Annotated in this window: 30 protein-coding genes; 9 read left to right on the forward strand and 21 right to left on the reverse strand. The window is 66.6% G+C overall.

Annotated features, from left to right (window positions below; all coding sequences use genetic code 11):
- Positions 1-22: 22 nt before the first annotated feature.
- Positions 23-1,264, forward strand: coding sequence for a sugar ABC transporter permease (locus AC1D34_RS02000; RefSeq protein WP_476823383.1), 1,242 nt, complete (start codon positions 23-25; stop codon positions 1,262-1,264).
- Between the two features lie 15 nt (positions 1,265-1,279).
- Positions 1,280-2,086 carry an ATP-binding cassette domain-containing protein gene (locus AC1D34_RS02005; protein ID WP_476823368.1) on the forward strand — a complete coding sequence of 269 codons (807 nt, stop codon included), beginning with the start codon at positions 1,280-1,282 and terminating at the stop codon, positions 2,084-2,086.
- A gap of 74 nt (positions 2,087-2,160) precedes the next feature.
- Here AC1D34_RS02005 and AC1D34_RS02010 read toward each other — a convergent pair whose 3' ends face one another.
- The 12 genes from AC1D34_RS02010 to AC1D34_RS02065 all read right to left on the reverse strand — a co-directional run bounded on the left by AC1D34_RS02010 (position 2,161) and on the right by AC1D34_RS02065 (position 13,912).
- A complete protein-coding gene (locus AC1D34_RS02010; RefSeq protein ID WP_476823369.1) occupies positions 2,161-2,523 on the reverse strand; it encodes an SPW repeat protein in 363 nt (120 codons plus the stop codon).
- A gap of 214 nt (positions 2,524-2,737) precedes the next feature.
- Positions 2,738-4,096, reverse strand: coding sequence for an esterase-like activity of phytase family protein (locus tag AC1D34_RS02015; protein WP_476823370.1), 1,359 nt, complete (start codon positions 4,094-4,096; stop codon positions 2,738-2,740).
- A gap of 102 nt (positions 4,097-4,198) precedes the next feature.
- Positions 4,199-5,143 (reverse strand): 2-hydroxyacid dehydrogenase, encoded by a 945-nt coding sequence (locus tag AC1D34_RS02020; RefSeq protein ID WP_476767932.1) that lies wholly within the window; start codon positions 5,141-5,143, stop codon positions 4,199-4,201.
- Positions 5,140-6,468: a thymidine phosphorylase gene (deoA, locus tag AC1D34_RS02025; RefSeq protein WP_441490450.1), complete on the reverse strand. Its 1,329-nt coding sequence runs from the start codon at positions 6,466-6,468 to the stop codon at positions 5,140-5,142. The genes AC1D34_RS02020 and deoA overlap by 4 nt, the downstream gene beginning before the upstream one ends.
- Positions 6,468-7,229: a deoxyribose-phosphate aldolase gene (deoC, locus tag AC1D34_RS02030; protein ID WP_441490449.1), complete on the reverse strand. Its 762-nt coding sequence runs from the start codon at positions 7,227-7,229 to the stop codon at positions 6,468-6,470. Before deoC ends, deoA begins: the two co-directional genes overlap by 1 nt.
- Before the next feature lie 2 nt (positions 7,230-7,231).
- Entirely contained in the window at positions 7,232-8,044 is an 813-nt protein-coding gene (locus tag AC1D34_RS02035) for a purine-nucleoside phosphorylase (protein ID WP_476767929.1), read from the reverse strand.
- Positions 8,045-8,101: 57 nt separating this feature from the next.
- The gene (locus AC1D34_RS02040; RefSeq protein ID WP_476823371.1) at positions 8,102-8,515 is read right to left on the reverse strand and encodes a cytidine deaminase; all 414 of its coding nucleotides are present in this window, start codon (positions 8,513-8,515) and stop codon (positions 8,102-8,104) included.
- Positions 8,515-9,489: an ABC transporter permease gene (locus AC1D34_RS02045; RefSeq protein WP_441480867.1), complete on the reverse strand. Its 975-nt coding sequence runs from the start codon at positions 9,487-9,489 to the stop codon at positions 8,515-8,517. Before AC1D34_RS02045 ends, AC1D34_RS02040 begins: the two co-directional genes overlap by 1 nt.
- A gap of 2 nt (positions 9,490-9,491) precedes the next feature.
- Entirely contained in the window at positions 9,492-10,592 is a 1,101-nt protein-coding gene (locus tag AC1D34_RS02050) for an ABC transporter permease (protein ID WP_441490446.1), read from the reverse strand.
- The gene (locus AC1D34_RS02055; protein ID WP_476823372.1) at positions 10,589-12,115 is read right to left on the reverse strand and encodes an ABC transporter ATP-binding protein; all 1,527 of its coding nucleotides are present in this window, start codon (positions 12,113-12,115) and stop codon (positions 10,589-10,591) included. The genes AC1D34_RS02050 and AC1D34_RS02055 overlap by 4 nt, the downstream gene beginning before the upstream one ends.
- Entirely contained in the window at positions 12,112-12,849 is a 738-nt protein-coding gene (locus AC1D34_RS02060; protein WP_441490444.1) for an MBL fold metallo-hydrolase, read from the reverse strand. The genes AC1D34_RS02055 and AC1D34_RS02060 overlap by 4 nt, the downstream gene beginning before the upstream one ends.
- A 61-nt stretch (positions 12,850-12,910) precedes the next feature.
- Positions 12,911-13,912 carry a BMP family lipoprotein gene (locus tag AC1D34_RS02065; protein WP_113518360.1) on the reverse strand — a complete coding sequence of 334 codons (1,002 nt, stop codon included), beginning with the start codon at positions 13,910-13,912 and terminating at the stop codon, positions 12,911-12,913.
- Positions 13,913-14,072: 160 nt separating this feature from the next.
- Here AC1D34_RS02065 and AC1D34_RS02070 point away from each other — a divergent pair, with 160 nt between their 5' ends.
- Positions 14,073-14,861, forward strand: coding sequence for a HesA/MoeB/ThiF family protein (locus tag AC1D34_RS02070; protein ID WP_476823373.1), 789 nt, complete (start codon positions 14,073-14,075; stop codon positions 14,859-14,861).
- Between the two features lie 68 nt (positions 14,862-14,929).
- Here the strand turns inward: AC1D34_RS02070 and gshB are convergent, their stop codons facing one another.
- The 3 genes from gshB to rsmI all read right to left on the reverse strand — a co-directional run bounded on the left by gshB (position 14,930) and on the right by rsmI (position 17,278).
- Positions 14,930-15,880 (reverse strand): glutathione synthase, encoded by a 951-nt coding sequence (gshB, locus tag AC1D34_RS02075; protein WP_476823374.1) that lies wholly within the window; start codon positions 15,878-15,880, stop codon positions 14,930-14,932.
- Between the two features lie 70 nt (positions 15,881-15,950).
- Positions 15,951-16,331 carry a YraN family protein gene (locus AC1D34_RS02080; protein ID WP_069877958.1) on the reverse strand — a complete coding sequence of 127 codons (381 nt, stop codon included), beginning with the start codon at positions 16,329-16,331 and terminating at the stop codon, positions 15,951-15,953.
- Positions 16,328-17,278 carry a 16S rRNA (cytidine(1402)-2'-O)-methyltransferase gene (gene rsmI / locus AC1D34_RS02085; protein ID WP_476823375.1) on the reverse strand — a complete coding sequence of 317 codons (951 nt, stop codon included), beginning with the start codon at positions 17,276-17,278 and terminating at the stop codon, positions 16,328-16,330. Before rsmI ends, AC1D34_RS02080 begins: the two co-directional genes overlap by 4 nt.
- 194 nt (positions 17,279-17,472) lie before the next feature.
- Here rsmI and AC1D34_RS02090 point away from each other — a divergent pair, with 194 nt between their 5' ends.
- The gene (locus tag AC1D34_RS02090; RefSeq protein ID WP_476823376.1) at positions 17,473-18,684 is read left to right on the forward strand and encodes a penicillin-binding protein activator; all 1,212 of its coding nucleotides are present in this window, start codon (positions 17,473-17,475) and stop codon (positions 18,682-18,684) included.
- Between the two features lie 101 nt (positions 18,685-18,785).
- On the opposite strand, the gene hemW is transcribed toward AC1D34_RS02090, so the two are convergent.
- From hemW to rph, 3 genes are read right to left on the reverse strand one after another with little or no spacing between them, the layout of a single operon-like run.
- Positions 18,786-19,988, reverse strand: a complete 1,203-nt coding sequence (hemW, locus tag AC1D34_RS02095) for a radical SAM family heme chaperone HemW (RefSeq protein WP_476823377.1) — start codon at positions 19,986-19,988, stop codon at positions 18,786-18,788.
- Positions 19,985-20,632 (reverse strand): RdgB/HAM1 family non-canonical purine NTP pyrophosphatase, encoded by a 648-nt coding sequence (gene rdgB, locus AC1D34_RS02100; RefSeq protein WP_441490438.1) that lies wholly within the window; start codon positions 20,630-20,632, stop codon positions 19,985-19,987. The genes hemW and rdgB overlap by 4 nt, the downstream gene beginning before the upstream one ends.
- A 2-nt stretch (positions 20,633-20,634) precedes the next feature.
- Positions 20,635-21,351, reverse strand: coding sequence for a ribonuclease PH (gene rph / locus AC1D34_RS02105; protein ID WP_476823378.1), 717 nt, complete (start codon positions 21,349-21,351; stop codon positions 20,635-20,637).
- Between the two features lie 142 nt (positions 21,352-21,493).
- Here rph and hrcA point away from each other — a divergent pair, with 142 nt between their 5' ends.
- From hrcA to AC1D34_RS02120, 3 genes are all read left to right on the forward strand, one after another.
- Entirely contained in the window at positions 21,494-22,576 is a 1,083-nt protein-coding gene (gene hrcA, locus AC1D34_RS02110) for a heat-inducible transcriptional repressor HrcA (RefSeq protein WP_476823379.1), read from the forward strand.
- Positions 22,573-23,235 (forward strand): ankyrin repeat domain-containing protein, encoded by a 663-nt coding sequence (locus AC1D34_RS02115; RefSeq protein ID WP_476823380.1) that lies wholly within the window; start codon positions 22,573-22,575, stop codon positions 23,233-23,235. The genes hrcA and AC1D34_RS02115 overlap by 4 nt, the downstream gene beginning before the upstream one ends.
- Before the next feature lie 249 nt (positions 23,236-23,484).
- A complete protein-coding gene (locus AC1D34_RS02120; protein ID WP_069877953.1) occupies positions 23,485-23,727 on the forward strand; it encodes a DUF3297 family protein in 243 nt (80 codons plus the stop codon).
- A gap of 11 nt (positions 23,728-23,738) precedes the next feature.
- On the opposite strand, the gene AC1D34_RS02125 is transcribed toward AC1D34_RS02120, so the two are convergent.
- The gene (locus AC1D34_RS02125; RefSeq protein WP_441490435.1) at positions 23,739-24,218 is read right to left on the reverse strand and encodes an anthrone oxygenase family protein; all 480 of its coding nucleotides are present in this window, start codon (positions 24,216-24,218) and stop codon (positions 23,739-23,741) included.
- Positions 24,219-24,307: 89 nt separating this feature from the next.
- Between AC1D34_RS02125 and AC1D34_RS02130 the strand changes: the two genes are divergently transcribed.
- The gene (locus AC1D34_RS02130; protein WP_476823381.1) at positions 24,308-24,781 is read left to right on the forward strand and encodes a MarR family winged helix-turn-helix transcriptional regulator; all 474 of its coding nucleotides are present in this window, start codon (positions 24,308-24,310) and stop codon (positions 24,779-24,781) included.
- Here the strand turns inward: AC1D34_RS02130 and AC1D34_RS02135 are convergent.
- Positions 24,778-25,317, reverse strand: coding sequence for a GNAT family N-acetyltransferase (locus tag AC1D34_RS02135; RefSeq protein ID WP_441490433.1), 540 nt, complete (start codon positions 25,315-25,317; stop codon positions 24,778-24,780). The two genes, AC1D34_RS02130 and AC1D34_RS02135, sit on opposite strands and share 4 nt — an antisense overlap.
- A complete protein-coding gene (locus tag AC1D34_RS02140; protein WP_441490432.1) occupies positions 25,314-25,913 on the reverse strand; it encodes a helix-turn-helix domain-containing protein in 600 nt (199 codons plus the stop codon). The genes AC1D34_RS02135 and AC1D34_RS02140 overlap by 4 nt, the downstream gene beginning before the upstream one ends.
- 114 nt (positions 25,914-26,027) lie before the next feature.
- Here AC1D34_RS02140 and AC1D34_RS02145 point away from each other — a divergent pair.
- Positions 26,028-26,699, forward strand: a 672-nt coding sequence (locus AC1D34_RS02145; protein WP_476823382.1) for a GTP-binding protein, incomplete at its 3' end; no start/stop codon positions are given.

The following is a 26,699-nucleotide window of genomic DNA, read 5'->3' on the forward strand; positions in this document are numbered from 1 at the left end:
CGCAAGGAGCGTGGCCGACCACATGCGCGAGATCGAGTTCGATCCGCGCATGATCGGCATGGTCGCCGCGCTTGGGGTGATCTGGCTCGGCTTCAACTGGCTTTCCGACGGAGCCTTCCTGACTCCGCGAAATCTCTGGAATCTGCTGGTCCAGACGGCATCGATCGCCGTCATGGCCTGCGGCATGGTGCTTGTCATCGTGACGCGCAATATCGACCTCTCGGTCGGTTCGATGCTCGGCTTCGTCGGCATGGTGGTCGGGCTGGTCCAGGCGCGACTGCTGCCGGAGCTGCTTGGCTTCGAGCATCCCGCCACATGGTTCATCAGCATCCTGGTTTCCGTTGCGCTCGGCGGCGTCCTCGGCCTGTTCCAGGGGGCGTTGATAGCCTATCTCGCCATCCCCTCCTTCATCGTCACGCTCGGTGGCCTTCTGGTCTGGCGTGGCGCAGCCTGGTGGGTGACGCAGGGCCAGACCATCGCGCCGATGGACACGCGTTTCCGCCCCCTTGGGGGCGGCATCGAAGGCGCGATCGGCACAGGTGCATCCTGGGCGATCGGTCTGGTGATCTGCGCCTTGATCCTTGCCGGGATCGTGCTTGCCCGCCGCCGGCGGCGGCGCTTCGGTTTCGGCCTGCGGCCGGTCTGGGCTGAAGGCGCCATTGCCGCGCTTGGCTGCGGCGCGGTGCTCGGCACCGTGATGGTCGCCAATGCCTATCCTCTGCCGGCCGGCGTTGCGCGCCGCCTGGTCGAGGCCAGAGGCCTCGTCTGGCCGGAGGGCGGGCTGACCATCGGCCATGGCCTAGCGGTTCCCGTGCTGTTGGCGCTGGCGGTCGGCATCGTGATGAGCTTCCTGACCAAGCGGCTGCGGTTCGGCCGCTATGTCTTCGCGATCGGCGGTAATCCCGAGGCAGCGCAGCTTTCCGGCGTCAACACCCGCAAGGTGCTGACCCTGGTCTTCGGGTTGATGGGGGTGCTTGTCGGCATATCCGCCTGCATCTCCACGGCCCGCCTCAATGCCGCGACGAATTCGGCCGGAGCCCTCGACGAGCTCTATGTCATTGCGGCGGCGGTGATCGGCGGCACATCGCTTGCGGGTGGCGTCGGCACGATCGCGGGTGCGATGCTGGGCGCGCTGGTGATGCAGTCGTTGCAATCGGGCATGGTGCTGATCGGCGTCGATACGCCGCTGCAGAACATCGTCGTCGGCGTGGTGCTGGTCGTGGCCGTCTGGCTCGACGGGCTCTATCGTCGCAAGCTGAGCTGAGGGAGGAGGGACGTCATGAGCCTCGCCACGGCCCGGGACATCGAGACCCCACCGCTCGTCGAGATGCGCGACATCTCGATCGCCTTCGGTGGCATCAAGGCGGTCGACACTGTCAGTGTCGACCTCAAGGCCGGCGAGGTTGTCGGCCTGCTCGGTCATAACGGTGCCGGCAAATCGACGTTGATCAAGATCCTGTCGGGAGCCTACCAGGCCGATGCCGGCGAGATCCGCATCAGCGGCGAGCCGGCTGCGATTGTCAATCCGCGCGACGCCAAGCGCTACGGCATCGAGACGATCTACCAGACCCTGGCTTTGGCCGACAATGTCGATGCCGCAGCCAATATCTTCCTCGGACGGGAGCTGCTGACGCCCTGGCACACGCTGGATGATTCCGCGATGGAATCCGAAACGCGCAAGGTGATGGGACGGCTCAATCCGCATTTCCGGCGCTTCAAGGAGCCGGTCAAAGCGCTCTCGGGCGGTCAGCGCCAGTCGGTTGCGATCGCGCGCGCGATTTACTTCAACGCCCGGGTTCTGATCATGGACGAGCCGACGGCAGCGCTCGGGCCTGCGGAGACGAAACAGGTTGCCGATCTCATCCTTGAACTGAAGCGTCAGGGGATCGGCATCTTCCTGATCAGTCATGACCTGCATGACGTCTTCGATCTCGCCGACCGGGTCAGCGTGATGAAGAACGGCCGGGTTGTCGGTACTGCGCGCACCAGCGATGTGACGCAGGACGAGGTGCTGGCGATGATCATCTCAGGGAAATGTCCCGCGGGCGCCATTCCGGGGCCGGGCGCGCTGCGCGGCCAGGCGTAGTGTGGGTCGTCGGACCATAAGAACCCGCCGCCTCGCAGCGGCGGGTCAGGAGATCGCGCGGTGTCGCGACCCGTTCAGGCCGTCGCGTGCGGCTCGTGCCGGTAGTCCCAGACAGCCCAGGCCGAGACCGCAGCCGTCAGCACGCCGAGGACCGTGTGGGTCCAGAACGCGTTGAAGTTGCCGGTAAAGCCGAGCACCCAGGGAGCTGCCATCAGCCAGACGCCGAGCACCAGGTTCACCCATTCCTCCCATTCCTTGAACATCGAGAGCGCCGCGACCGCCACAAGGGCGAGCACGATGCCGATGATCCAGGCGTTGCGGGCGGCCATCATGTCGCCCGTAAAACGCATGATCCAGGGAGAGATGAACAGGCACGCGGCGAGGAGAAGATTGCACAAGTCCTGCGGCCGTTTGCCTTCCGTATTCGCGGTCAACATGATCACCTCCATCAGTGACGATCATCCAAACCACCATGCCTAGCGCCCGAAGGCGCTTGGTAAGGAAAATGTGGTGTTGGCGGAAGAGCTGTTCAAGCTCGCCGGATCGAAACGAGAATGGCCGGCGCGAGGCCGGCCATGACGTTGCGAGTGCTGCACCCCGCGAGAGGCTTACTTGGCAACGACTTGATCGTCGCAAGCCCGGCTGCCTCGCTCACTTGGCGTCGAGCAGGTCCTTGACCGAGAGCAGCACGAGTTCGTTGTCATCGGCCTTCTTCGGGTCGCGCGACGAGGAGAAGGGCAGGTTGTTGTCGTTGCCGACGACGATGATGCCATTGGCGCGGTCGACGACATCGACGTTCTCGATGGTGAAGAATGGGAAAGGCAGCACGCCGTCGATGGCACCCTGCTTCGCCTTCTTGTCCGGGTCGGCGATCTTCATCAGGTCGATGAAGCCGATCTTGCGCACCGACTTGCCGACATTGGCGTCGGTCATCTCGATCTTCACGATCCGCTTGAACTTGGCGAGGTCATGGAAGCAGTCCGGGCCCTTCTGGCCGGCCGCGCAGCCCTTGTCGGCAGTGCCTTCGCCATTGTCGCGCTCGATGATCAAGGCGGTGGTGGCGTCGATCATGTTGAAATCGCCGATGGCGAGCCCCTTCTGCTCGAGCGGGAAGAGCCAGGAGCGGCCGGTCCACTTCTCGTTCTGCACGTCGAATTCGAGGATGCGCAGCACTTCCTTGCCGTCGACTTCCTCATTGCCCTTGGTCTCGGCGTTCCAGAGCGGGCCTTCGAGCAGCGGGTAGAGGAAGCGCCCGTCCGGCGAGGCCGCCATGCCCTCATAGCCCTTGGAGCGGCGTACATTGAACTCGACGGGCAGGTTCGGCGCGCCGGGCGTCGTCAYGGCGTAATGGTCGGGCGAGCGCGCCGGCTTGCCGTTGACCGTGGTCTCGAACACCGCCTCGACCTTGCCGTTGGTGTCGACGCGGATCAGGTAGGGTCCGAATTCCTCACCGATCCAGAACTTGCCGCCGATCGGCTGGATGGATTCGGGGTCGAAATCGGCGCCGGTCAGATAGCGCTTCTCGGTGCCCTCGTGGACGATGCGGAACGGCACCTTCTTGTCGGGATCATGCAGGAAGGTGGTCGCGAGACGTTCGATCTTGCCGCCGTTGAAATCGGTCTTGAGACGATGGAAGAACAACATCGCGTCGGGCGAGTTCACCTTGGAGCCGAAGCCGTTATCGGTCAGCACCAGGAACTCGCCATTGCCGAGCGAGYGGATGCCGGAGAAGCCCTGCACCGGCTGACCGGCAAATGGCGTGGACAGCCCGGTCGGGCGGCCGCCCGACGTACCCATCACGGTGCCGACGGCCTCGACGCGTTTGCCGGGCTGGACGAACTTGCCGGAGACCTTGAGGTCAGCCGGCGCATCGGCCGGGGCCGGGATGATGGTGTTGGCCGGCAGGAGCGCATGGCCGACAAGCTTGGCGGGGAATTCCTTCGGCGCGTCCTGCGCACCGGCGAGCATGGTCGAGGACAGCAGCAGGGCTGCGGCGAGGGCAAGGCGCATGGGTCACTCCGGCGCGGGGAAGAAGACCGCGCCGGCTTGGCCGTGCAGCATCTCAGCACAACGACGGTGCCGTGACGCTTGCGTGACGGAGCGGCAGGCCGCTCAGTAACCTCGGGCGGGATCGACGACATGCTCCAGCGCTTCGCCGGCCTGCAGCCGCCGGATTTGCGCCGCGATCAGGGTCGCGATCGCCTCCGGGTCTGACATCGCGGCATTATGCGGTGTCACGGTCACGGCTGGATGGCTCCAGAGCGGGGAATCGGCCGGCAATGGCTCAGTCTGGAACACGTCCAGTGTCGCCCCCCTCAGTGTGCCGGTTTCGAGCGCGGACAGGATATCGGTCTCGACCTGCAGGCCGCCGCGACCGGCATTGATCAGGAATGGCCCGCCGAGCCGCCCGCCCTGCGCGAGACCGCCGAGCAGCTTTGCATTGATGACCCCGCGCGTATCCGGTGTCAGCGGCAGCAGACTGACCAGGATGTCGGTGCGAGCGAGGAACGCTGCCATGCCGTCTTCCCCGGCGAAGGTGACAAGCCCGTCGACGCTCTTCGGCGAACGGCTCCAGCCGGCGACGTCGAAGCCGAGGACCTGCAGTTTTCGCACCGCGTCGAGCCCAAGCTCGCCGAGCCCCATGACGCCGACACGCACCGAGCGGGCCGCCGGCTGGTTGCGATCGTCTTCCCAGGATTTGGCGAGTTGCTGACGGTCATAGCGGCGCTGCTGGCGCAGATGCATCAGGCAGTGCAGTACGATGTATTCGCTCATGCGCGTCGTCAGATCAGGATCGACCACGCGGGCGATCGGCACCGGCGGCAGGCGGCTATCGGCGAAGATGTGGTCAACGCCGGCGCCGAGCGAGAAGATCGCTGCGAGATTGGGCAGGCCCGCGAGGCTTCCCTCGGGATGCTTCCAGCTCGCGACGTAATGCACGGCGCGGCGGTCGAAGGGCTCGCCGAGCGTGACGACCGGGAGTTCCGGCAGCAGGGCGGCAAAACGCCCCCGCCAATCCTCGATATGCCAGCCGGTCATTGCCAGAAGCAGACTCATGATCCTGAAGTCTCCGTGATGCGTTGCGCGATCAGCGGACCGTGTCCGGCCGCGTCCTCGCCGAGTGTATAGGCTCGCCGCAGCCGGGCCTCGGCCGCGGTGAAGCTGGCCTCGTCGCGGGCATGGATGATTGCGAGCGGCCGTTCCGGCCCGACATCCTGGCCAAGCCCTGCCAGTTCGACGAGGCCGACAGCATGGTCGATCGCGTCCTGCGGCCGCGTCCTCCCACCGCCGAGCGCCACCACGGCAAGCCCGACGCCGCGCGTGTCGACGGTGCGCACGGCTCCGCTCGAGGCCGGATAGGCCGCCCGGATGACCGCGGCGGGCGCGAGATGCTTTGTCGGCTTCTCCAGCAGGTCGGCCGGGCCACCAAGCGCGACGACCATTTCGGCGAAACGCTCCGCGGCGGCGCCGCTGCTGAAAGCTGCCTCGATCTTCGCCCGGGCTTCGTCGAGGTTATGCGCAAGCTTGCCGAGCAGCAGCATCTCGGCGGCCAGTGCCACGGTCACTTCGTGGAAGCGCGGTTCGCGCCGGCGTCCCGTCAGGTGGTCGAGAGCATAGGCGACTTCGAGCGTGTTGCCGGCCGCCGACGCGAGCGGCTCGGCCATGTCGGTCATCAGCGCGGTTGTCGGAAGGCCGGCGCCATTGGCGACGCCGACGAGCGCCTCTGCGAGGTCATGCGCCTTGTTGAAGTCGGGCAGGAAGGCGCCGGAGCCGAATTTCACGTCCATGGCCAGGCCGTGCAGGCCTGCGGCGAGCTTCTTCGACAGGATCGAGGACACCAGCAGCGGGATCGTCTCGACCGTCGCGGTCACGTCGCGGATGGCATAGAGGCGCTTGTCGGCGGGGGCGAGATCGGCGGTCTGGCCGATGATGGCGCAGCCGGTTTCGCGCACCACCTTGCGGAACAGCGCGATATCCGGTTGCGTCACATATCCCGGCACGGCATCGAGCTTGTCGAGCGTGCCGCCGGTATGGCCGAGGCCACGTCCCGAAATCATCGGCACATAGCCACCGCAGGCCGCGACGACCGCGGCCAGAGGCAGGCTGACCGTGTCGCCGACGCCGCCGGTCGAGTGTTTGTCGAGTGCGGGGCCGGGCAGGTCGTCCCAGTTCAGGACCGTGCCGGAATCGCGCATGGCGAGCGTCAGGGCAACGCGTTCCTCGGCGTTCATGTCGCGGAAGAATACGGCCATGGCAAATGCGGCGGCCTGGCCCTCGCTGACGGAACCGTCGGTCAGCCCGGCGACGATCTGGCGGATATCCTCGCCGGGAAGCGTGCCGCCATCGCGCTTGGCGGCAATGATCTCCTGAGGCAGTCGCATCAATAGGCCCCGTCGATCCGTTCGCCGGCGGTCTTGCCCTCGATGATGTCGACGAGGACCTGGTGCAGGCCGCTGGCGCCGATGCGGAAGGTGGAGGGCTTCGCCCAATCCGGTCCCATCGCCTTGTCGGCCAGCGCAAGATAGGCGTTTGCGTCGGGAAGCGTCTTGATGCCGCCTGAGGGCTTGATGCCGACCGGTCGTCCGGCTGCCTTGATGACGGCCAGCATGGTCTCGACCGCCGGCAGGCTGGCGGAATGGGCGGTCTTGCCGGTCGAGGTCTTGATGAAGTCGGCCCCGGCCGAAATCGCGAGCATTGAGGCTCGCTTCACCGCGTCGAGATCAGGGTATTCGCCGGTTTCAAGGATGACCTTCAGCAGCCTGTCGCCACACTGGTCCTTGGCGCTCGCAACCATCTCACGGGCAATGTCGCTGTCGCCATCGAGGAAGGCGCGCCAGGGCAGGACGAGGTCGATCTCATCGGCGCCGTCCCCCAGTGCTTCCGCGACATCTCCGGCAACCAGCGTGCAGTTGCTGCCCCCGGCCGGGAAATTGACCACGGTCGCGATCTTCACGGTCGAATGGCGCAGCGCCTTGCGCGCAATCTCGACGAAGCGCGGCCAGATGCAGACGGCGGCAACGGGGCCAGGCGCAGCGACGGCGCGCGCGCAAAGTTGCAGGGTGCCGGCCTCGCTCGCCTGGTCCGAGAGATCGGTCAGGTCGAGGAGACTCAGTGCACGGGCCGCGGCTTCAAGATCGGCCATCTCTAGAGCTCCGCCAGGAAAGAGCGGAACAGGCGGCGCAGGCCCGTCGACGCGGCCGCCGCAACGTCACGGGTCTCCCCGTGGCTCGGCGCGCCGCCAAGAATACCCGCGCCCATATTGGTGATCACCGAGATACCGGCGACGCGAACGCCATGCCGGCGCGCGATGATGACCTCCGGCACGGTCGACATGCCGACGAGATCGGCGCCGAGCATCTTCGCCATCCTGATCTCGGCTGGCGTCTCGAAGCTCGGCCCTGAGAACCACATATAGACGCCTTCGCCCATATTGACCCCTGAAGCGGCCGCCGCCTTCTTCAGGCGTGCCCGCAGATGCGGATCATAGGCATCGACCATCGGCACGAAACGCCCATCGCCGGTATCGCCGATCAGCGGGTTCGGCGCGTTGAGATTGATGTGGTCGGTAATCAGGGCGAGGCCGCCGGGCCGCAGGTCCGGCTTCAGCGAGCCCGATGCATTGGTCAGGACCAGTGGCGGCGAGCCGAAGGCTGTCAGCATGCCGATCGGCACGCGCATCACCGCAGGATCTCCGGTTTCGTAGAAATGCGCCCGCCCCTGGAAGATCAGGACGCGCTTGCCGTGCAGCGTGCCATAGCAGACGGCGCGGGCATGGCCCGAGACATGGCCCTGCGGGAATCCCGGGATCTCCGCGAACGGAATGACGACCGGGTCGACCACATCGTCGACGATGCGGCCGAGCCCGGTGCCGAGTACGAAGGCGCAGTCGATCCCACCGTCGACGCCGCGGTCGATCAGCGTTCCCGCTGCCTTGTCGAAACTCGGGTCAGCCGCCATTCCAATGCCTCGGTATCGGGGTCGGCCTGCGCACGGATGCGCGCGGGCCTGCGCAAATCAGGTGCGCAAATTGGCCGGTCCGAACGAGGCTGGCAACAGCTCCGCGAGCGAAAACCGGGCACGCACGCCATCGGGGCCCGCAATCGCGATGGGTGTTTCCGGGGCAGCGAACTCGCGAATGCGCTGACGGCAGGCACCGCACGGGGTGACCAGCTCCTCGCCGTCGCCAAGGACCAGAACGGCATGGATCGCCCGTCCGCCCGCCGCGATCATCGCGGAGATGGCGCCGGCCTCGGCGCAGAGCCCGACGGGATAGGAGGCGTTCTCGACATTGCAGCCGGAATGGRTCGCGCCGTTGTCATCGAGGATGGCGGCGCCGACCCGGAATGCGGAATAGGGCGCATAGGCCCGGATCTGCGCGCGCCTGGCCGTGGCGAAGAGGGCGTCGAAATTGGGCGCAGACTCGCTCATCAACGCTCCTTCACATAGGGCAGGCCGGAGGCCTTCGGTGGCACGGCCTTGCCGATGAAACCAGCAAGCAGGATGACGGTGAGAAGATAGGGCAGGGCCTGGATCGCCTGGACGGGAACCTGTCCGATACCAGGAAGCAGCACGCCCTGCAGCCGGATCGCGATGGCATCGAGCAGCCCGAAGAGCAGGCAGGCCCCCAGCGCCGGCCAGGGACGCCAATTCGCAAAGATCACGGCGGCGAGCGCGATGAAGCCCTTTCCCGCCGTCATTTGCGGCAGGAAACCGGCCGATTGCGAAACGGCGAGATAGGTGCCGCCCAGCCCACAAAGCACGCCGCAGATCACCACCGCGCCATAGCGCAGCCCGGCGACCGAGATGCCGGCGGTATCGACGGCTGCCGGGTTCTCGCCGACGGCGCGCAGCCGCAGGCCGAAGCGTGTGCGCTTCAGCACGAAGGCGGTGATCGGAACCGCGAGGATGGCGAGATAGACCGGTGCCCCATGGCCGGAAATAACCTCGTCGTAGAGAAGGCCGAGGACGGGGACGTGTTCGCGCATGGCCCTGGCGAAGGGAAGGGTGAGATCGCCGAAGCGCGCTGCCCCTTCGAGCGGCGGGGTCCGTCCTCCCTGTCCATACCAGGCATTGCCGAGCACCACGGTGACGCCCGCCGCCAGCATGTTGATGGCGACGCCGGAGACGATCTGGTTGCCGCGCCAGGTGATCGCTGCGAAGCCGTGGACGAGCGAGAGCAGGACCGAGGCCAGGATGCCGGCGCCGAGCCCCGCCCAGGCGGAGCCGGTCACGAAGGCTGCGACGGCCGAAGCGAAGGCCGCGACCAGCATCTTCCCTTCCAGCCCGATATCGACGACGCCGGAGCGTTCGGACCATAGCCCGGCGAGTGCCGCGCAGAGCAGCGGAATCGACAGTCGGATCGTGGAATCGAGGATGACGGCGATGGTCGTGAGCCAGTCCATGGCTAGGCCACCCGGCCGAGTCGGAGGGCGTTGGCGACGAGCTTGCGAAAGAGCCCGTCGAGCGCCCCGGCAAAGAGAATGACCACGCCGCCGATCACGACGACCATGTCCCGCGTAATGGTCGGCTTGTCGAAGGAGAGTTCCGCTCCGCCCTGATAGAGCACGCCGAACAGGAAGGCTGAGAGCGCGACGCCGATCGGGTGGCCGCGCCCCATCAACCCGACGGCGATGCCGACGAAACCGTAGCCGGCCGTGAAATCGATCAGGAGGCGGTGCTGCACACCCATCGCCTCGTTGACCGCGAGCCCGCCAGCCAGGGCGCCGGAGAGCGCCATCGCGACCATGGTCATCCGGGCGGGCGAAATGCCGGCATAGGCGGCAGCGCGTGGATTGGCGCCCACGGTGCGGATCGCGTAACCGAGGCGCGAGCGATAGATCAGTGCCCAGATTGCGACGAGCGCGGCGAGCGCGAGCAGGAAAGCGGTGTTGAGCGGGGTCGCCGGCAGCTTGATCCCGAGCGGCGCGAGCAACTGGTGCATCGGCGTCAACACGGCGTGCCCGGCGAATTCCGGGGTTTCGGCCTGCATCGAACCAGGTTTCCCCATCACGTTGACGAGCAGATAGACGCTCAGCGTCGCCGCCAGGAAATTGAACATGATCGTGGTGATGACGACGTGGCTGCCGCGCGTCGCCTGCAGCCAGCCGGGGATGAAACCATAGAGCGCGCCTCCTGCCGCTCCCGCCAGGATGGCGAGCGGCACGAGCAGGATGCCGGGCAGCGGCGCGAGCCAGAGGCAAGCCAGCGCGAGGAAGATGCCGGCGACGGTCGCCTGGCCCTCGCCGCCGATGTTGAACAGCCCGGCATGGAAGGCGACGGCGACGGCGAGGCCCGTGAAGATGAAATTCGTGGTGTAGTAGAGCGTGAAACCCAAGCCCTCGATGCTGCCGAGGGCACCCTTGAGAAGCAGGGCCGTGGCTTCCAAGGGGCTCTCGCCGATGCCGAGCACCACCAGTCCGGCGACAAGGAGCGCCGCAGTGACGCTGACCAGCGGAACCAGCCCGGCATCGGCCCAGCGGGGCAGGTCGATCGGCGTGGCGCTCATGCGGCTTCCTGGTTCACACCGGCCATCAGCAGGCCGAGATCGCGCTCATTGGTGGCCTCGGCGGCTCGCTCGCCGGTGACCCGGCCGCCGCACATGGCCAGGATCCTGTCGGACAACGCCATCACCTCCTCGAGCTCGACCGAAACAAGCAGGATCGCCACTCCGGCATCGCGCAGCGCAATCAGGCGGCGATGGATGAACTCGATCGCACCGATATCGACGCCGCGTGTCGGCTGGCCGACGAGCAGGACCTTTGGTGCGCGCTCGATCTCGCGGGCCAGCACGATCTTCTGCTGATTGCCGCCCGAGAATTTCGCGGCCTTCAGGGACGGGTCTGCCGGGCGCACATCATAGGCCGTCATGCCGGCAAACGCGTGCGCTGCAATCCTGGTCGGCGATAGGAAGGGGCCTGGTCCGAAGGCCGGGTCGTCCTGGTAGCCGAGGATGCTGTTCTCGGCCGCGGGAAAGGCGGTGACCAGTCCCATCCTGTGGCGGTCCTCGGGAATATGCATCACCCCGCGTTCGCGCAGATTGGCGGGCGTGCGGTCGCCGGCGTTGAGGATCTCGCCGTCGAGCCGGATGACGCCGCGCGAGGGCTGGAGCAGGCCGGCAAGCACCTCGAGCAATTCGCTCTGGCCATTGCCGGCGACGCCGGCGATGCCGACGATCTCGCCGGCATGCAGCGTCAGGCTGACATCGCTGAGCTTCTCGCAACCACGCTCGTCATAGAAACCGAGGCCGGCAGCCTCCAGAACGGGGGCCCCGCGCGGATGCTCCGTCTTCTCCACCCGCAGCAGCACGCGCCGTCCGACCATCGCTTCGGCAAGCTCGGGAGGCGAGGTCCGGGCGGTTTCGACATGCGCGATCATCTCACCCCGACGCATCACCGAGACGGTGTCGGTCACATCCATGACCTCGCGCAGTTTGTGGGTGATCAGGATCACCGTCTTGCCCTGCGCCTTCAGTGATCGCAGCAGCGCAAAGAGCTGGTCGGCTTCCGATGGGGTCAGCACGGCGGTGGGTTCGTCGAGGATCAGGATCTCGGCGCCGCGATAGAGCGCCTTCAGGATTTCGACGCGCTGCTGAAAGCCGACGGAGAGATCGCCGACGATGGCGTCCGGGTCGATGGCGAGGCCATAATCCCGGGAGAGGCGCGCAAGCTCGGCCCGTGCCCTGGCGATGCCGCCCTTGAGCAGCTTGCCGCCCTCCGCGCCGAGCACGACGTTCTCGACGACGCTGAGTGGTTCGACCAGCATGAAATGCTGATGGACCATGCCGATGCCGGCCGTGATCGCGTCCGCCGGTCTGCGAATACGCAAGGGCTGGCCTGCGACCCTGATCTCGCCGGAATCGGCCTCATAGAAACCGTAGAGGATCGACATCAGCGTCGATTTGCCGGCTCCGTTTTCGCCGACGATGCCGTGGATTGAGCCGGCGGCGATGGAAAGCGAGACGTCCTTGTTGGCCAGGACCGGGCCGAAGCGCTTGCTGATCGCGATCAGTTCGATGGCGGGAACGCTCATGGCACGATCACCATGCCGTCATGGGCCCGCTCTTCCGGCAACGGGCCGTCATGGGCGAGCATGCCCGGCCCCATATGGGTCAGCACGATGCGCGGGGTCGCGAGATCGCCGCGCCGTGCCGCGAGTGTCTTGTAGTCGAGATGGTTGGCCAGCGGCCGGTCGTAATTGTAGCACTCGACAAGCAGCACATCGGCTCCGGCGGCCAAGGAGATCAGCTCATCGCTCCAGGCCGTATCGCCGGAAAAGGCAAAGACCTTGCCGTCGCGTGCCAGTCGATAGCCCTGGCAAGGGCCGGCGCGCTCGTCATGCACCATCGGGAAGGCGGTGATCGCGAGCCCGGCCAACATTGCCGGTGCTTCCGGCGTCACCTCGACGAAACGGATCGGGAAGCGCCAGGGATTGGCCGAGGCGCCGGGGAAATCGGCCTCCAGCGCATGCCACGCTCGGTGTTCGATGCCGGCCGGCCCTGCGATGGTCAGGGGCTCGTTCCGGCGCGAGACGAATTGCGCATCGAGCAGAAAGGCCGGCAGCGCGCCGAAATGGTCGCCGTGGAAATGCGTGAACAGCAGGCTCGAGATCGGATTGCGGGCGACGTCCGCCTTGTTCAGCGCGACCATGCTCGACGAGCCGCAGTCGAGCAACATGCGCTCGCCGACGGCCTCGACGAGCAGGCAGGTGTTGAAACGCCCGCCCGATCCGAAGGCGTCGCCGGAGCCAAGAATGGTGATCTTCATCCGGATGCGGCCCCAAAGCGCCGCCCTCCCCGAGAAGGAGAGGGCGGCATGCGCCCGTTCCTCACATCGTGCACTTAGAGTCCGACATGTAGTCGTGCACCTTCACCGTGCCGGCGATGATGTCATCGCGCGCCTTGTCGGCGGCGGCTTTCATCTCGGGCGTGATCAAGGCCCGGTTGGCATCGTCGAGCGCCCAGGCGACGCCGTCCTCCTTCAGCCCGAGCACGGAGATGCCCGGCTTCCAGCTGCCTTCGCGGGCCGCCTTGAAGGAGGCGTAGGTCGCGACATCGACGCGCTTCAGCATCGAGGTCAGCACCTTGCCCGGCTGCAGGGCGTTCTGGTTGGAATCGACGCCGATGCCGAGCTTGCCGGCATCCGCCGCCGCGCGCAGCACGCCGATGCCGGTGCCGCCGGCTGCGTGGTAGATCACGTCGGCGCCGCGGTCGATCTGCGACTTGGCAAGCTCGCCGCCCTTCACCGGGTCGTTCCAGGCGGAGGGCGTCGAGCCCGTCATGTTCTGGAAGACCTCGCCATCCTTCTTCGCCGCCTTGACGCCCTGGACATAGCCGCAGGCGAATTTCCGGATCAGCGGGATATCCATGCCGCCGACGAACCCGACCTTGCCGCTCTTGGATGCCATCCCGGCGAGCAGGCCGACGAGATAGGAGCCCTCATGCTCCTTGAACACGACCGACTGTACGTTCGGCAGGTCGACGACCATGTCGATGATCGTGAATTTCAGGTCGGGGAACTCGGCTGCCACCTTTTGCAGGGCGGTCGCCTGGCTGAAGCCGACCGCGATGATCGGGGAATGGCCGTCGCGTGCGAAGCGCCGCAGGGCCTGCTCGATCTGCGCCTCGTTGGTCGGCTCGAAATCGCGGAACTCGACACCGGTTTCCTTCTTGAATTTCTCGGCGCCGATGAAGGCGGCTTCGTTGAAGGATTTGTCGAATTTGCCGCCCTTGTCATAAACGACCGCCGGCTTGATTGCGGTTTGCGCCATGGCGGCGAGAGCCGAAAAGGCGACGCCCGCTAGCGCCAGCGCAAGAGATCTGACCCGCATATGTGCTTCCCCTGTGAACGCGCGGCGCGGTTTCTCCGCCCCTGCCTGTGCGCACGATGGCACGGCTTCCTCGCCCGGCCAAGCCGGGCGGCAGGCCATTTCCTTTGGCCCCGCCAACGCCACGATTGCCCAATCCAGCGGTTCGGCTTAACTCTGATGCATGAGCCTGCACGGTGACGAGATCGAACGCTATGCGCGCCATCTGGTGCTGCCGGAGATCGGCGGTCCGGGGCAGGCCAAACTCAAATCCACCAGCGTACTCGTGATCGGCGCGGGCGGGCTTGGCGCGCCGCTGATCCAGTATCTTGCCGCCGCGGGTGTCGGCATGATCGGTATCGTCGACGCCGATCATGTCTCGCTTTCCAACCTGCAGCGGCAGACCATCTTCAGCACTGCCGACCTCGGCGCGAACAAGGCGGTTGCGGCTGCCGGCTTCATCAAGCGGCTCAACCCGCATGTCGCGGTCGAGGAGCATGTCACCCGCATCGACCCGCACAACGCCCGCGCCATGGTTGCCTTCTACGACGTGATCGCCGACGGCACCGACAATTTCGGGACGCGTTACGCCGTCGCCGATGCCTGCTTCTACGAGAAGAAGCCGCTGGTCACCGCGGCCCTTGGCCGCTTCGATGGGTCGCTGACCACGCTGCGCCCGCATGAGAAGCGGCCGGACGGGCGGCCGAACCCGACCTATCGCTGCCTCTTTCCCAATCCGCCGCCGCCTGGCACGGTCGCACCCTGTGCCGAAGCCGGTGTGCTTGGCGCGCTCGCCGGCGTGATGGGCTCGCTGATGGCGCTGGAGGTGATTCGCGCAATCACCGGCTTCGGGGAGCCGCTGGTCGGCAAGCTCCTGCTCGTCGACGCGATGACGATGCGCTTCGATACGATGCGCTACGACTGGGATGCCGCCAATCCGTTGAACGGGACGGCGGTCGCCAGGAGCGCCTGAGCCTCCAGCCCCGATGCTGCGCTGTCGGCCGGGACAGGCCGGAGCCTGACCCGGTGCGGTGGGGGCCCCTAGCCTGGGCTGCTCACCTTCGCCTCGATCGCGTCCCAGACCTGGGCGGCGATATCCGGCCCGCCAAGCTTCTTGACGGCGCGCACGCCCGTCGGCGCCGTGACGTTGATTTCGGTGAGGTTGCCGCCGATCACGTCGATGCCCACCAGGATCAGGCCTCGCTCGCGCAGTGTCGGGCCAATCGCCTCGCAGATCTCGAGTTCGCGCTTGGAGAGATCGGTCGGTGCGGCGGCGCCGCCGCGCACCATGTTGGCGCGCAGGTCACCATCGGCCGGCACCCGGTTGACCGCGCCTGCCGCCTTGCCGTCCACCAGCAGGATGCGTTTGTCGCCGGCGCTGACCTCCTTCATGAAGCGCTGGACCACCCAGGCCTCCTTGAAGATCCCGGAGAAGAGGTCGAACAGCGAGCCGAAATTGGGGTCGCCCTTCCCGGTCTTGAACACCGTCGCGCCGCCATGGCCGTAAAGCGGCTTCATCACGATCTCGCCGAACTCCTCGCGAAAGGCCTCGATCTCGGCCCTGTCGCGAGTGATCAGGGTCGGCGGCATCAGTTCGGGGAAATGCGTGACCAGGATTTTCTCGGGCGCGTTGCGCACTTGCGCGGGATCGTTGACGACCAGCGTCTTCGGATGGATGCGCTCCAGCATGTGCGTGGAGGTGATATAGGCCATGTCGAAGGGCGGATCCTGCCGGAGCAGCACGACATCGAGCGTCGAGAGATCGGTGCGCTCCTCGGCGCCGAGGGTGAAATGATCGCCATCGATATCGCGGACCTCGACCGGCCGGATCGGCGCGGTGACCTTGCCGTCCCGCAGAGAGAGCTTGTCGGGCGTATAGGTGTAGAGGCTGTGTCCGCGCCGCTGCGCCTCCAGCATCAGGGCGAAGCCGGTATCGCCGGCGATCCTGACGCGTTCGATGGGGTCCATCTGGATGGCGACGGCAAGGGTCATGGGCAAGGTTCCTGTTGCGCGGCCTCATATCGGCCCAGGCCCCATGCCTGTGCAAGGGGCAGGCTGCGCGTCACAGGATCAGCTCGAAGGCGCCGGGCACATGGCGCGGCCGACGCCAGGGCGCGACGAAGACGGCATCGGCTCGCAAATGATGGTCCATCGCCCAGGCATTGCGCGAGAGCCATTGCCGGATGCGGGCCTCGATCAGCCGGCGTTTCTCCGGAGTGATCGCGGTCAGCGCATCGTCGAGCAGGCCCCGGGCCTTGACCTCGACGAAGGCGATGGTGCGTCCGCGCTTCACGATGAGGTCGATCTCGCCGCCCTTGCCGCCGAAGCGCCGGGCGAGGGGCCGGTAACCCTTCGCGGCAAGCCAGAGGATCGCCAGCAACTCGCCGCGCTGGCCGGTCGTTCCGGCTCGTCTGGCCTTCTGGCTGCGAGCCCTGGCTCTCAAGGCTCGCGGGTCAGTTCGAGGGCGCGCGCATAAATCTTGCGGCGCGGCTGCCCCGTCTCGGCGGCGACCTGCGCGACCGCCTCCTTGAGCGAGAGCCGCGCCATGGCCTCGCGCAGGCGCTCATCGATGACATCTCCCGCTGGAAGCAGAGCCTCGGCTCCGGGTGGACCGATGATCACGACGATCTCGCCGCGTGCTTCTTCCTCCTCGCCATAATGGGCGGCGAGTTCAGCAAGCGTCCCGCGTTGTACGGTTTCGTGGTACTTGGTCAGTTCGCGGGCGACCGCTGCCGGCCTTGCGCCCAGCACTGCGCCGGCATCGGCGAGCATCTCGGCGAGGCGGCGCGGTGATTCGAAGAAGACGAGGGTGCCTGGAATGACCGCCAGCTCGGTCAGCCGCCCGCGCCGCGCGGCCGATTTCGGCGGCAGGAAACCTTCGAAGAAGAACCGGTCTGTCGGCAGGCCGGCAAGCACCAGCGCCGCCAGAACGGCCGAGGGGCCCGGAATGCCGGTGACCGGCAGGCCTTCGGCGACGACATCGGCGACCAGCTTGTAGCCGGGGTCCGACACCAGCGGCGTGCCCGCGTCGGAGATCAGGGCAAGCCGCCCGCCCTCCCGCAGCTTGGCCAGGATCTTCGGCCGCATCTGCGCGGCATTGTGCTCGTGATAGGGCAGGAGCGGTGTCGAGATTCCGTAATGTGCCAGCAGCGTCTTGCTGGTGCGCGTGTCCTCGGCGAGCACGGCATCGGCGGCGGCAAGCGTCGCCAGGGCGCGAAACGAGATGTCGCGCAGATTGCCGATCGGGGTTGCGACGATGTGCAGGCCGGGCRCCAGCGTCTCCGCTTCGGCGCGGAGCCCGAAGGCCGTGTAGCTGGGGGCGCGCTGCGATGCACGCGGGGCAGAGGCAGGCGGGGCGGAGGCAGGCGGGGCGGAGGACGGAGCGGACATGTCCGCAAGCTGCCACAGCCGCGGTCCTTATGCCACGGCCGCATGCAGCTGCGCCTCGTTTCAAATGCGGCAAGACAGAGTTAACAACTTGAAAATACCATGTCGCACTGGCAGGAGTTCTCCACGGTCGGGGGACTGCAAGCTGGATACGGTCGCAATGACCGCGTTCCCCGTTCTCGACTGGAGATGATCCCGTGCTGCTCCAACGGCTCCCCCTTCCGGTCTCGAGGTTGCGTCTGGCGGCTCTGGCCCTCGGTGTTTCGCTTGGGCTCGCGGCCTGCAGCGGCGGCACGTCCGGTCTGCCAGGTTTTGACGGCGGTTCCGCGGCCCCGGGCGGCGAGGCTCAGGCGCCGACCGGCCAGACCATCGGTACCGGCAAGGTCAAGGTCGGCCTCGTGCTTCCCCTGACTGCGGAAGGGCAGGGCGCGGTCGTCGGCAACTCCCTGAAGAACGCTGCCGAGATGGCGCTCGCCGAATTCCCGGGCGCCGACCTCACGCTGCTGGTCAAGGATGATCGCGGGTCGCCGGAAGGCGCTCAGGCCGCGGCCCAGGAAGCGCTGCGTGAAGGTGCTGAACTGATCATCGGGCCGCTCTTTGCACCCTCGGTGCAGGCTGCCGCTCAAGTGGCGCGCGGCGCCAACCGCCCGATCATGGCTTTCTCCAGCGATAGCAATGTCGCTTCGCGCGGCGTCTATCTGCTCTCCTTCCCGCCCGAGAACGACGTCAATCGCGTGATCGCCTACGCCTCTTCGCAGGGGCGCAAGTCCTTTGCCGCGCTGGTTCCGGATACCGCCTATGGCCGGGTCGTCGAGGCCGCGTTCCAGCAGGCCGTCGCCAATCGCGGGGCGCGGGCGGTCATCATCGAGCGTTTCGGCTCCGACCAGAACAGCATGCGCACCGCTGTCCAGCGCCTCGTGCMGGCCTTGCAGCAGGCGGACGCGCTCTTCGTCCCGGCCGCAGCCGACACCATGCCGGCGCTGGGACTGGCACTTCAGCAAGCCGGGTTCGATCCGGCCAAGGTGAAGCCTCTCGGCACCGGTGTCTGGAACGATGCCAGCGTCGCGCGCGTTCCGGCGATCCAGGGAGGCTGGTTCGCATCGCCCGACACAGCCGGTTTCAATGCCTTTGCGGGCCGTTATCAGCAGCGCTTCAACGGCGCGCCGACCCGCACCGCGACTCTAGCCTATGATGCGGTCTCTCTGGCAGCGGCGTTGGCGCGGACGCAGGGAAGCCAGCGTTTCTCCGAGTCGGTTCTGACCAACCCGCAGGGCTTTGCCGGTGCGGACGGCGTCTTCCGTTTCCGCCCGGATGGGCAGATCGAGCGCGGGCTTGCGGTTCTCGAACTGCGCAACGGCCAGATCGTGACGGTCAATGCCGCGCCGCGAGACCTTGGGCCGAGGACGTAACAGGGCCCCCGCGCGCGGTTTCCGGGCGCTGCGACGCGCAGATCCTCGGTTCCAGAAACAGAATGATGCCCGGCGCGAGGCCGGGCATGGGGGCGGCAGGTCTAGGCCGCCAGATCCGCCACCAACGCGTCCAGGACCAGGGCCCCGTCCGGTGTCGCGGCGAGCTTGCCGCCGGGTTTGCGCGTCAACAGCCCCTCCTTCATCAAGCTGTCGACGCGGGAAGACTTCAGCTCGCGCCCTGAAAGCGCCCTGAACGTGACCGGATCGATGCCCTCGACCAGTCGCAGGCCCATCAGCAGATATTCGTCGCCTTGCGCCTCGGCGTTCAGGCACTCGTTCTCGACCAGCGCATGCCCTTCGGCCTCGACGCGCTCAAGCCAGACTTCCGGCCGCTTCTCGGTCGATTGCGCCATCCGGCCGTCCGCCGTGACAAGCCTTCCATGCGCACCGGGGCCAATGCCGGCATATTCGCCATAGCGCCAGTAAACGAGATTGTGCCGGCATTCGGCGCCCGGCCTGGCATGGTTCGAGATCTCGTAGACCGGCAGGCCGTGCTTTGCCGTGATCTCCTGCGTCGTTTCGTAGAGTGCGGCGCCGACCTCATAATCCGGCACCTTCAACTTGCCAGCCTTGTACAGGGCCGCGAAGGCGGTGTCGGGCTCGATGGTGAGCTGGTAGAGCGAGAGATGCTCGGCAGCATGGCCGATCGCGAGTTCGAGTTCCTCGCGCCAGAGCGCGGGGGTCTGCTCGACGGAGCGGGCGTAGATCAGGTCGAAGGAATAACGCTCGAAATAGCGCCGCGCGATCGCCACCGCATCGAGCGCTTCCTGTGTCGAGTGCATCCGGCCCAGCGCCTTGAGGTCGGCGTCGTTCAACGCCTGCACACCGAGCGAGACGCGGTTGACGCCGGCGGCGCGGAAATCCTGGAAGCGTCCTGCCTCGACGCTGGTCGGGTTTGCTTCCAGCGAGACCTCGCAATTCGGGTCGACCGCCCAGGCGCCGCCGATCGCGTCGAGGATTGCGCCGACCGTGCGGCCCTCCATCAGCGAGGGCGTGCCACCGCCGAAGAAGATCGAGGAGACGGTGCGTCCGGGCGCCAGCCGGGCGCGGTGCGCGATTTCGCGCCTGAAGGCTTCGATGAAGCGCTGCTGGTCGGGCGGCGTGTGCCGCACATGCGAGTTGAAGTCGCAATAGGGGCATTTGGCCAGGCAGAATGGCCAATGCACATAGACCGCGAAACCGGCATCCGCGGTCGGATGCGGCGGGACCGCCTGGCGCTCGGCGATGGCGGCCGGCGCGTTCACTGGGGCAGCCTCAAGCAGGCTGCGGCGAGAAGCTGGAAGGCGCGGGCGCGATGCGACAGCGCCTCCGAACCATCATCCGGCACGCCGTGCTTTTCATCGGAAGACATTTCGCCAAAGGTCTTGGCGCGGCCGTCCGGCTTGAAAATCGGATCATAGCCGAAGCCTGAAGGGCCGCGCGGCTCATGGATGATCTCGCCGTAGACGCGGCCTTCGAAGAGCTCCTGGTGTCCGTCCGGCCAAGCGATGACCAGCGCGGAGACGAAATGGCCCCGACGCTTGTCGGAGGTCGTTGCGCCGCGCTTGGCGAGCTCGGCCTGCACGCGGGCGAGCGCCGGGACAAAGTTCTTGCCCGGCCCGGCCCAGTTGGCGGAGAACAGGCCAGGGGCGCCGTCGAGCGCATCGATGCACAGGCCGGAATCATCGGCAATCGCCGGCAGGCCGCTCGCTTGCGCGGAGGCCACCGCCTTGATCGCGGCATTCTCCGAGAACATGTGGCCATTCTCCTCCGGCTCGGGCAGGCCGAGCTCGCCGGCCGAGACCAGATCGACGCCATAGGGCGCCATCAGCTCGCGCATTTCGCGCAGCTTGCCCTGATTATGGGTCGCAATCACGACTTTGCCTTGGAGAAGCCGATGTCCGCTCATGGTCAGGCCACCGCCGCCTTTTGCAGCGCGACCAGCTTGCTGACACCGCCCTTGGCGAGGCGGAGCAGGGCCATCAGCTCATCCTCCGAGAAGGGAGCGCCTTCGGCAGTGCCTTGCACTTCGACCAGGCCGCCTGTTCCGGTGATGACGAAGTTCGCGTCGGTCTGCGCGCCGGAATCCTCGACATAGTCGAGATCGATGACCGGGTTGCCGGCGACGATGCCGCAGGAAATCGCGGCGACATGATCCTTGAGCGGGTTCGATGCCTTGAGCATGCCGCGCCCCTCCATCCATTTCAGCGCGYCGTGCAGCGCGACCCAGGCGCCGGTGATCGAGGCCGTGCGCGTGCCGCCATCGGCCTGGAGGACGTCGCAATCGACCACGATCTGGCGCTCGCCAATGGCGGTCAGGTCGACGACCGCGCGAAGCGAGCGTCCGACCAGGCGCTGGATTTCCTGCGTGCGGCCGGATGGCTTGCCGGAGGTGACCTCGCGGCGTGTACGTTCATGCGTGGCACGCGGCAGCATCGAGTACTCGGCCGTGACCCAGCCCTTGCCGGTGCCACGCAGCCATGGTGGACCCTTTTCCTCGACCGTCGCGGCGCAGAGCACCTTGGTCTCGCCGAAGCTGACCATGCAGGAACCTTCCGCATAGCGCACCACGCCGCGTTCCAGCGTGACCTTGCGCATCTCGTCGGCCGCGCGTTTGGAGGGTCGCATGTTCACATCCCGATTTCGTGAGTTCGGCGGCTTGTAGGCGTTTGGGCCGGGCGCGGCAAGGCAAGCAGCCAGCGCTTGCCTCTTGATCCGCCGCCGCGCCGAAGGGACAATAGCCTATGTGCAACCAGATACTCGCCTCGCCATGAGCGCGCCCACGCGGCAGGACAGCCCTGGCGGGCTGGTCGAGACCGACCAACGCTCCCGTGAGATTTTCCGGCAGATCGTCGATGGCTATCTCGCGACGGGCGAGCCCGTCGGCTCGCGCAATATCGCGCGGCTGCTGCCGGTGGCCCTGTCGCCGGCAACTGTGCGCAATGTCATGACCGACCTCGAAATGGCCGGGCTGATCTACGCCCCGCATACCTCGGCCGGTCGGTTGCCGACGGAGCGCGGATTGCGTTTCTTCGTCGACGCCATGATGGAAGTCGGCAACCTGACCTCCGACGAGCGCGCCCGCATCGAGGCGCAGATGCGGGCAGCGGCCTCGACCCGGACGCTGGACGGCGCGCTGACCGAGGCGTCTGCACTGCTGTCTGGGCTGTCGCGTGGTGCCGGCGTTGTGGTCACCACCAAGGCCAATTCCCGGCTGAAGCATATCGAATTTGTCCGGCTGGAGCCGGTGCGCGCGCTTGTGGTGCTCGTGGCGGAGGACGGTACGGTCGAGAATCGGTTGCTCGCCCTTCCGCCGGGTCTGCCCGCCTCGGCCCTGACGGAGGCTGCGAATTTTCTCAATGCCCGTGTCCTCGGCAAGACCCTGAGCGAACTGCAGCGCGAGATCGCCGACGATCGCGCCACCATGGAGCGCGAACTCGATGCGCTGACGGCGAAGCTTGTCGAAAGCGGCATCGCCACCTCGTCAGGTCCAAGCAGCGATCGCCATCTGATCGTGCGCGGCCAGGCCAATCTGCTGGAGGATCTCAAGGCACRGGAGGATCTCGAGCGTATCCGCCTGCTCTTCGGGGATCTGGAGACGCAGACCGACGTGATCGACCTCCTGTCCCGTGCCGAGGCCGGCGACGGCGTGCGCATCTTCATCGGCTCCGAGAACAAGCTGTTCTCGATGTCCGGTTCCTCGATGATCGCGGCCCCCTTCCATGATGCCGAACAGCGTATCGTCGGCGTCGTCGGCATCATCGGCCCGACGCGGCTGAACTATGCCCGCATCGTGCCGATGGTGGACTATACCGCCAAGGTCGTCGGGCGGCTCCTGGATGGTGCGCGGTGAAGCGCATCTTGCGAGCCGGACTGATTCTGGTGCTGGGAGTTTTTGYGATGGCGGCGATGGGGCAGAACGGACAGGCGAGCCTCCTCGATGCGGCCGCCACCGGCAGGACTGCCGAGGTCTCCCGGCTGATCGCGGCCGGAGCCGATCTCGAGGCTCGCGATGCGCAGGGGCGCTCGCCGTTGTTGCTCGCCGTGGCCGGCAATCATGTCGCGATCGCCAAGGCGCTGCTCGCGGCGGGCGCCAACATCAATGCGCAGGCCGCCAATCGCGACACGCCCTGGTTGCTCGCCGGTGCCGCCGGGCGTGCCGAGATCGTCGCTGCGATGATCCCGCTGAAGCCCGACCTGACGATCCGCAACCGCTATGGCGGCAATGCCCTGATCCCGGCCTGCGAGCGCGCCCATGTCGAGACGGTCAAGCTGCTCCTGGGTAGCGGCATCGACCTGGACCACGTCAATGATCTCGGTTGGACCTGCCTGCTCGAGATCGTCATCCTGGGCGATGGCGGGCCACGGCATCAGGAGGTTGCAAAGCTTGTGCTCGAGGCCGGCGCCGATCCGAGTCTGGCCGACAAGGATGGTGTCTCGCCGCTGGCCCATGCCCGCCAGCGCGGGCAGCGGGCCGTCGCGGCGTTGATCGAGAAGGCCGGCGGCCGCTGACCGATTCCAGCCAGCGAGTCATGACCTGCTCGCTGGCGTGAAAGTCGCTCGCTTCGCGTTGCCCCGGACCGAGACTGCTCTGTCGCTCGATCAGGTGGACCGCCAGCCCGCGCTCCATGACGTCGCCGGCCCCGAATTTCGCAGTGGCCGGGAGGCCGCTCAAGCATCCCGATTTGGCATCGACGCATTCTGGCGTTACCTCTGCCGCCAAAGCGACCCAGGTGCGCTCCAGACCACAAGGCCAAAGACATGACCGACACGCTCCCCGACCGTCTCTCCGTCAACCCGGACAGCCCCTTTTACGACGCCGAGGTCCTGGCGAAGGATATCGGCATCCGCTTCAAGGGCACCGAGAAGACCAATGTCGAGGAGTATTGCGTCAGCGAGGGATGGATCAAGGTGGCGGCCGGCGCCGCCAAGGACCGCTTTGGCCGGCCGATGACGATCACGCTCAAGGGGCCGGTCGAGCCTTACTATCGCAAGGCGGAGTAAGGTTCAGGGCGTCACGGACGCCGCGACAGCGCCCAGCTGAAGCTGAGGACGGCGAATAGCCCGAGCCCGGCGCGGACAGCGTGAAGCTCACCCCAGCGCTGAATCAGATGGCGGCTCGCGGCGCTGGCTTGCGCCGCGGCCATGGCCTGCAGTTCCGTGTTGATCGGTGCGATGACCAGTAGCGTGAACGGCAGATTGGCCAGGATCGCAAACATGCCGACCAGCCAGGCGGGGTTACGGGTGGAGCGCCAGGAGAGACCGGCGCAGAGCGTCGTGATGACGACCAGCGTCGCCTGCATCCGCGTCGCCGGGCCGATGGCGGCTTGCCATTGCCGCAGAAGCGCCCCGTCGTCGAGCGACAGCCGCGCCGGCTGCTCGGCCGCGAGGATGTAGATCGCTGCGCCACTGAACAGCGCCGCCAGTGCCAATGTGATCGGTCCCATGCTCCGGGCGAGCGTGGATTGCAGAATGAGGTCGGTCCCTTGGGGCATCGTCACCTCCCGATTTTGAATAGTATGCTATATATCATTGCATAGCATGCTGTTCAACTGGTATCCCGACCCGGCGGGGGGATGCGATCGTGACGACCTTCAAGACTCATTCGGCCGGCTATCTCGCCAACCACATGGCGCGGCTTTTCGCCAAGGCCCTGGCTGAATCCATCCGACCGCTGGGGCTTGCGCCAGCGCAGTTCATGGTCCTGCTCGAACTCTGGCGTGAAGACGGTGTCACGCAGAAACACCTGGTCGAACGGCTCGATGTCGAACAGGCGACGATGGCCAGCACGCTTGCGCGCATGGAGCGCGACGGTCTGATCGAGCGCAGGCCCGACGCTGCCGATGCCCGCGCCCGTATCATTCATCTGACAGGGCGGGCCCGGGAACTGGAGCATACTGCGCTTGCGGWGGCGCGGCAGGTCAACCGGCGGGCGCTGGCCGGCTTCCCGGAGGAGGAGGCGGAGCAGCTGCTCGCCGGCATGCGCCGCATCATTTCCTCACTCTCCGACAAGCCGGCCAAGCCCGATCTGCCGGTCAGCCCCAATCCGCTGGATTAGGCGAGTGACTTGAAGAAGAAGGTCGAGCCGCAATCGCTGCCATCGGGCATCAGCGCATAGCGCGGGATGGTGCCGATCTCGGTCCAGCCCAGCCGGTTATAGAGCCGCCGCGCCGGGCCGGCCTCGTCCGTGTCGAGGCAGAGCAGCGTCCGTCCGGCCGCCAACGCCTCGGCCTCCGCTGCCAGCATCAGCGCTTCGCCGATACCCTGCCGGCGCGCGGAGGAATGCACCAGCACCTTGGCAATATCGGCGCGGTGCGGCTGGTTCGGCTTGCCGGCGGGGTGGAGCTGCGCGGTGCCGACGATCTCGTCGCCCTGCCGCGCGACCAGAAGCAGGATCTGTCCTGCTTCGACGCCGGCTACGACACCTGTCCAATAGGCCTTGAAATCGGCCTCGGTATTCTCCGCCATGAAGCCGACAGAGGCGCCGTTCGCAACGGAATCCCGAAGGATACCGGTAAGCGCAGGGATGGCGTTGCGCGCACCAGCGGCATCGAGACGCGTGATCGAGGCCGTATCAACGAGCTGCGTCGTCATCGTGGTCTTTCCTGGGATAGGCCGTCTGCCGTCATCAGCACGACGGCATAACGGGCCGGCTCCGGGCCGGGATTGTGATAGGTGATCGGCCCATCGAGCAGCATGTGGATGCAGTCGCCGCTCCGCAGTCGATGGCTGGCGCCGCCAAAGCTGAGCTCGATCTCTCCGGCGAGCAGCCAGACCTGCTGGTCGAGGCGGTGCAGCATGCGCGGTCCGTCGAGCAGGACGCGCGCTCCGGGGGGCAGCGTCACGTCGACGATCTCGACCGGTGAGCCGATGCCTGGCGGCGAGACGTTGCGCCGCACATAGCCGCTGCCAGGGTCGAGCCAGACCGGCTGGTCGGCCAGGCGCGCGACCGGGCCGGCATGGCGCTCCTCGTGGAACAGCGACGACAAGGTCACGCCGAGTCCAGCGGTCAGTCGATCGAGCAACGCCGCGGTCGGGCTCGATTCGCCCCGCTCGATTCGCGAGATCATCGCGCGGCTGACGCCGGTGCGCTCGGCAAGCACGTCGAGCGTCAGATCGCGCCGTTGGCGCGCTGACTTCAGGCGCGTCGCGAGGCGCCTGTCGATGTCTCTCTCGGGAGGATTCTCCATTTTAGTAGAGAAAATCTAATATACTGGAATGTCAAGCGCCTGCCATGCTGCAGAGAAGCAAGGCGCCTGCCACAAACCCTTGGCCCCGTGCAGCTTCACTGCTATTGCGCGCCCATGAGCACGCGCAGTTTCGACAACATCCGCAATTTCTCGATTGTGGCCCATATCGACCACGGCAAGTCGACCCTTGCCGACCGGCTGATCCAGCAGACCGGCACGGTCGCGGCCCGCGACATGAGCGAGCAGATCCTCGACTCGATGGATATCGAGAAGGAGCGCGGCATCACCATCAAGGCGCAGACCGTCCGGCTCGATTATCGCGCCCAGGACGGCAAGGATTACATCCTCAACCTGATGGACACGCCCGGCCACGTCGACTTCGCCTATGAGGTCTCGCGCTCGCTGGCCGCCTGCGAAGGCTCGCTGCTGGTTGTCGACGCCTCTCAGGGCGTCGAGGCGCAGACACTCGCCAACGTCTATCAGGCGCTTGATGCGGGCCACGAGATCGTCACGGTCCTCAACAAGATCGACCTGCCGGCAGCCGAGCCCGAGCGCATCAAGCAGCAGATCGAGGATGTGATCGGCCTTGATGCCTCGGAAGCCGTGCCGATCTCGGCCAAGACCGGTCTCAACATCGAAGGCGTGCTGGAAGCGATCGTCCAGAAACTGCCGGCGCCGAAGGGCGATCTCGAAGCGCCGCTGAAGGCACTTCTGGTCGATTCCTGGTACGATGCCTATCTCGGCGTCGTCGTGCTCGTGCGCATCATCGACGGCGTGCTCAAGAAG

It is taken from the genome of Allobosea sp. P1_A7 (assembly GCF_056406775.1).

Coding starts and splice junctions, on each gene's coding strand:
- AC1D34_RS02000 (WP_476823383.1), top strand. CDS start 23: ATGCGCGAGATCGAGTTCGATCCGCGCATGATCGGCATGGTCGCCGCG.
- AC1D34_RS02005 (WP_476823368.1), top strand. CDS start 1,280: ATGAGCCTCGCCACGGCCCGGGACATCGAGACCCCACCGCTCGTCGAG.
- AC1D34_RS02010 (WP_476823369.1), bottom strand. CDS start 2,523: ATGTTGACCGCGAATACGGAAGGCAAACGGCCGCAGGACTTGTGCAAT.
- AC1D34_RS02020 (WP_476767932.1), bottom strand. CDS start 5,143: ATGAGTCTGCTTCTGGCAATGACCGGCTGGCATATCGAGGATTGGCGG.
- deoA (WP_441490450.1), bottom strand. CDS start 6,468: ATGCGACTGCCTCAGGAGATCATTGCCGCCAAGCGCGATGGCGGCACG.
- deoC (WP_441490449.1), bottom strand. CDS start 7,229: ATGGCCGATCTTGAAGCCGCGGCCCGTGCACTGAGTCTCCTCGACCTG.
- AC1D34_RS02035 (WP_476767929.1), bottom strand. CDS start 8,044: ATGGCGGCTGACCCGAGTTTCGACAAGGCAGCGGGAACGCTGATCGAC.
- AC1D34_RS02045 (WP_441480867.1), bottom strand. CDS start 9,489: ATGGACTGGCTCACGACCATCGCCGTCATCCTCGATTCCACGATCCGA.
- AC1D34_RS02050 (WP_441490446.1), bottom strand. CDS start 10,592: ATGAGCGCCACGCCGATCGACCTGCCCCGCTGGGCCGATGCCGGGCTG.
- AC1D34_RS02055 (WP_476823372.1), bottom strand. CDS start 12,115: ATGAGCGTTCCCGCCATCGAACTGATCGCGATCAGCAAGCGCTTCGGC.
- AC1D34_RS02060 (WP_441490444.1), bottom strand. CDS start 12,849: ATGAAGATCACCATTCTTGGCTCCGGCGACGCCTTCGGATCGGGCGGG.
- AC1D34_RS02065 (WP_113518360.1), bottom strand. CDS start 13,912: ATGCGGGTCAGATCTCTTGCGCTGGCGCTAGCGGGCGTCGCCTTTTCG.
- AC1D34_RS02070 (WP_476823373.1), top strand. CDS start 14,073: ATGAGCCTGCACGGTGACGAGATCGAACGCTATGCGCGCCATCTGGTG.
- gshB (WP_476823374.1), bottom strand. CDS start 15,880: ATGACCCTTGCCGTCGCCATCCAGATGGACCCCATCGAACGCGTCAGG.
- rdgB (WP_441490438.1), bottom strand. CDS start 20,632: ATGAGCGGACATCGGCTTCTCCAAGGCAAAGTCGTGATTGCGACCCAT.
- AC1D34_RS02120 (WP_069877953.1), top strand. CDS start 23,485: ATGACCGACACGCTCCCCGACCGTCTCTCCGTCAACCCGGACAGCCCC.
- AC1D34_RS02125 (WP_441490435.1), bottom strand. CDS start 24,218: ATGCCCCAAGGGACCGACCTCATTCTGCAATCCACGCTCGCCCGGAGC.
- AC1D34_RS02135 (WP_441490433.1), bottom strand. CDS start 25,317: ATGACGACGCAGCTCGTTGATACGGCCTCGATCACGCGTCTCGATGCC.
- AC1D34_RS02140 (WP_441490432.1), bottom strand. CDS start 25,913: ATGGAGAATCCTCCCGAGAGAGACATCGACAGGCGCCTCGCGACGCGC.